Source organism: Streptomyces longispororuber, assembly GCF_014656095.1.
In the GTDB taxonomy this organism is placed as follows: Bacteria; Actinomycetota; Actinomycetes; order Streptomycetales; family Streptomycetaceae; genus Streptomyces; species Streptomyces longispororuber.
On the sequence record NZ_BNBT01000301.1, the window covers coordinates 1 to 3,171 of the forward strand.

Here is a 3,171-nt window from a genome sequence, read left to right on the forward strand (position 1 = left end):
CCGCGGCGGCGACCGGCGCGTGGGCCGCGGGCACGGTGAGGTACCGGCGCAGCAGCGCCGCGCTGTCCCGGGCCGCCCGGGCGCGCAGCCGGTCCTCCGCGGCCGAGCGCCCGTCGCGGTCGTCGGAGGCGTCGGAGCAGCCGGTGAGCAGCACGGCCCCGGTGGCGCCGGCGGCCCCGGCGAGCAGGCTTCTGCGGCGTGGCCCCGGACGGGGGCGCGAGAGGGCGGGATACGACGGCACGGCAGACGTCCTCGGGAAGGCGGGCCGCGAGGGCACGGGAGACGCGGCCCTCGGTCGGCGAACGGTGGCGGGGAACAGGCCGGTGCGGCGCGCGGCGCCGCGTGGCACGGACGGGGTCGGGAGACGGGCGGGCCGGAGCCCGTGATCACCGTACCTTCGCCCTGTCCTCGCACGCGTGACCGGCTCGGTCTCGTACGCGCGTACGGCGCCGGGAGGGTCCGCGGGGCGGTTCGCGCGGGGACGGGCGGGCCCGGACACGGGCCCGCGGCCCGCGCTCGCGGCGGGCGATCGGCGCCCGGACCGCGGGGCGTCCACACCCCCGAGCCGCCCCCGAGCCGCCCCCGAGCCCCACTCCGGCCCGCATACCGCGGGGCGGCGTGGGGACCCGGCGGGTGGACGGCAACACCCTCCTGGACCGGATACCCTTTGACCTGACACGCGACGATCCCACAACAGCACACGCGGCCGAGGAGTCACCCGGATGAGCACCACCCAGAGCGAGAGGCTGCGAGAACTGCTGGAACCGCTCGTCAGCTCCCAGGACCTGGATCTCGAAGAGATCGAAGTGGCCTCGGTCGGACGCAAGCGCGTGCTGCGGGTCGTGGTCGACTCCGAGGACGGCGTGGATCTGGACAAGGTCGCGGATGTCAGCCGCGCGCTCTCCGCGAAGCTCGACGAGACGGACGCCATGGGTGAGGGCGAGTACACCCTCGAGGTCGGTTCCCCGGGCGCCGAGCGCCCCCTGAGGGAACAGCGCCACTACGCGCGCGCCGTCGGGCGCCTCGCCCGCATCCAGCTCGCCGAGGGCGGCGAACTGGTCGCCCGTGTCACGGCGGTGGACGACCAGGGCGTCGACCTTCAGGTGCCGGGCGTGAAGGGGCGCAAGCCCACCGCCCGCAGGCTCGCCTTCGGGGACATCGCCAAGGCGCGCGTGGAAGTCGAGTTCAGCCGCAAGGACGACAGCGGCACCAAGAGCATGAAGGAAGAGGAGGAGGCGTAGCCGTGGACATCGACATGAGTGCCCTGCGGGGCTTGGTACGGGAGAAGGAGATCTCCTTCGACCTGCTGGTCGAGGCGATCGAGTCGGCCCTCCTCATCGCCTACCACCGCACCGAGGGAAGCCGCCGCCACGCGCGCGTGAAGCTCGACCGGGAGACCGGGCACGTGACGGTCTGGGCGAAGGAGGACCCGGAGGACCTCGAGGAGGGCCAGGAGCCCCGCGAGTTCGACGACACCCCGTCCGACTTCGGCCGCATCGCCGCCACCACCGCCAAGCAGGTCATCCTGCAGCGGCTGCGCGACGCCGAGGACGACGCGACGCTCGGCGAGTACGCGGGCCGCGAGGGCGACATCGTGACCGGTGTCGTCCAGCAGGGCCGCGACCCGAAGAACGTGCTGGTCGACATCGGCAAGCTGGAGGCCATCCTGCCCACGCAGGAGCAGGTGCCCGGCGAGGAGTACCCGCACGGCATGCGCCTGCGCAGCTACGTCGTACGGGTGGCCAAGGGCGTGCGCGGGCCGTCGGTGACGCTGTCGCGCACCCACCCGAACCTGGTCAAGAAGCTCTTCGCCCTGGAGGTCCCGGAGATCGCCGACGGGTCCGTCGAGATCGCCGCCATCGCGCGCGAGGCCGGGCACCGCACCAAGATCGCGGTCCGCTCGACCCGCTCCGGGCTCAACGCCAAGGGCGCCTGCATCGGCCCGATGGGCAGCCGCGTCCGCAACGTGATGGGCGAGCTCAACGGCGAGAAGATCGACATCGTGGACTGGTCCGAGGACCCGGCCGACATGGTCGCCCACGCGCTGTCCCCGGCCCGGGTCAGCAAGGTCGAGATCGTCGACCTCGCCGCGCGCTCCGCCCGCGTGACCGTGCCGGACTACCAGCTCTCGCTGGCTATCGGCAAGGAGGGCCAGAACGCCCGCCTCGCCGCGCGGCTCACCGGCTGGCGCATCGACATCCGGCCGGACACCGAGCAGGCCTCCGGCGGGCAGGACAGCGCGGGCTGAGCCGCCCGGAGGCGCCGCGGTTCCCGGGGGCACCGGAAAAGGAGTTGCGGGCCCGGCCCTCGGCCTGGTCACGTACTGATCGAGACAACAGCCGTTCGATTTTTGCCCCACAGGGGTGAGGTCGCTACGGGGAGGTAGACTTAACTGTGTCTGGCCGGACGCCTGCCCGAGCATGCCCTGAGCGCACCTGTGTGGGGTGCCGGGAGCGAGCGGCCAAGAGCGAGCTGCTGCGGATCGTGGCGGTCGAGGGCGTCTGCGTCCCCGATCCACGCGGTACGCTGCCCGGCCGGGGTGCGTATGTACACCCCGCCCTGGTCTGTCTCGACCTGGCGGTCCGCCGCCGGGCGTTCCCACGGGCCTTCCGGGTCCAGGGACCGCTCGACACCGCGGAGCTCCGCGGGAATGTCGAGGCGGCCGAGACCGTTGCCCAGCAGGCAACACCGTAAGAAGCGTCGCGCGGAACCCCGCGCGGCCCTGGTACCTCGCGAGTTGGAAGTAGGTCGAGATTGCGATGAGCACTCGATGAGTACGCGATGAGTACGCCCATGAAGTAGCGACGGTCCGGCGGTAACCCGGACCTAAAAGGAGCGAAGTGGCTAAGGTCCGGGTATACGAACTCGCCAAGGAGTTCGGTGTGGAGAGCAAGGTCGTCATGGCCAAGCTCCAAGAACTCGGTGAATTCGTACGTTCGGCGTCCTCGACGATCGAGGCGCCGGTGGTACGCAAACTGACTGACGCATTCCAGCAGGGCAACGGCAGCGGCAAGTCCGCCAGGCCCGCCCCGCGCAAGCCCGCCGCCAAGCCGGCGGCACCGTCCCCCGCGCAGGCCGCACGGCCCGCCGCGCCCAAGCCCGCGGCGCCTCGGCCGCCGCGGCCCGCCTGTCCCCCTCGACGGCCCGCACCAGATCGGCGTACACCCCGGC

At 72.6% G+C, this 3,171-nt stretch carries 4 protein-coding genes and 1 pseudogene; 4 read left to right on the top strand and 1 reads right to left on the bottom strand.

Annotated elements, in window-relative coordinates:
* Positions 1 to 241 (bottom strand): annotated as a pseudogene (locus IE330_RS38210) (hypothetical protein); the annotation flags it as partial.
* A gap of 481 nt (positions 242 to 722) precedes the next feature.
* Between IE330_RS38210 and rimP the strand changes: the two are divergent.
* The 4 genes from rimP to IE330_RS38230 all read left to right on the top strand — a co-directional run.
* Positions 723 to 1,241, top strand: coding sequence for a ribosome maturation factor RimP (gene rimP, locus IE330_RS38215; RefSeq protein ID WP_190140779.1), 519 nt, complete (start codon positions 723 to 725; stop codon positions 1,239 to 1,241).
* Positions 1,242 to 1,243: 2 nt separating this feature from the next.
* The gene (gene nusA / locus IE330_RS38220) at positions 1,244 to 2,248 is read left to right on the top strand and encodes a transcription termination factor NusA (RefSeq protein ID WP_190140780.1); all 1,005 of its coding nucleotides are present in this window, start codon (positions 1,244 to 1,246) and stop codon (positions 2,246 to 2,248) included.
* Between the two features lie 146 nt (positions 2,249 to 2,394).
* Entirely contained in the window at positions 2,395 to 2,694 is a 300-nt protein-coding gene (locus IE330_RS38225; protein WP_190140781.1) for a YlxR family protein, read from the top strand.
* A 146-nt stretch (positions 2,695 to 2,840) separates the two neighbouring features.
* Positions 2,841 to 3,171: translation initiation factor IF-2 N-terminal domain-containing protein (locus tag IE330_RS38230; RefSeq protein WP_190140782.1), on the top strand; the 331-nt coding region annotated here is incomplete at its 3' end.

What these genes read in the sequence shown, in the direction of transcription:
- rimP (WP_190140779.1), top strand. Translation starts at nt 723, where the DNA reads ATGAGCACCACCCAGAGCGAGAGGCTGCGAGAACTGCTGGAACCGCTC.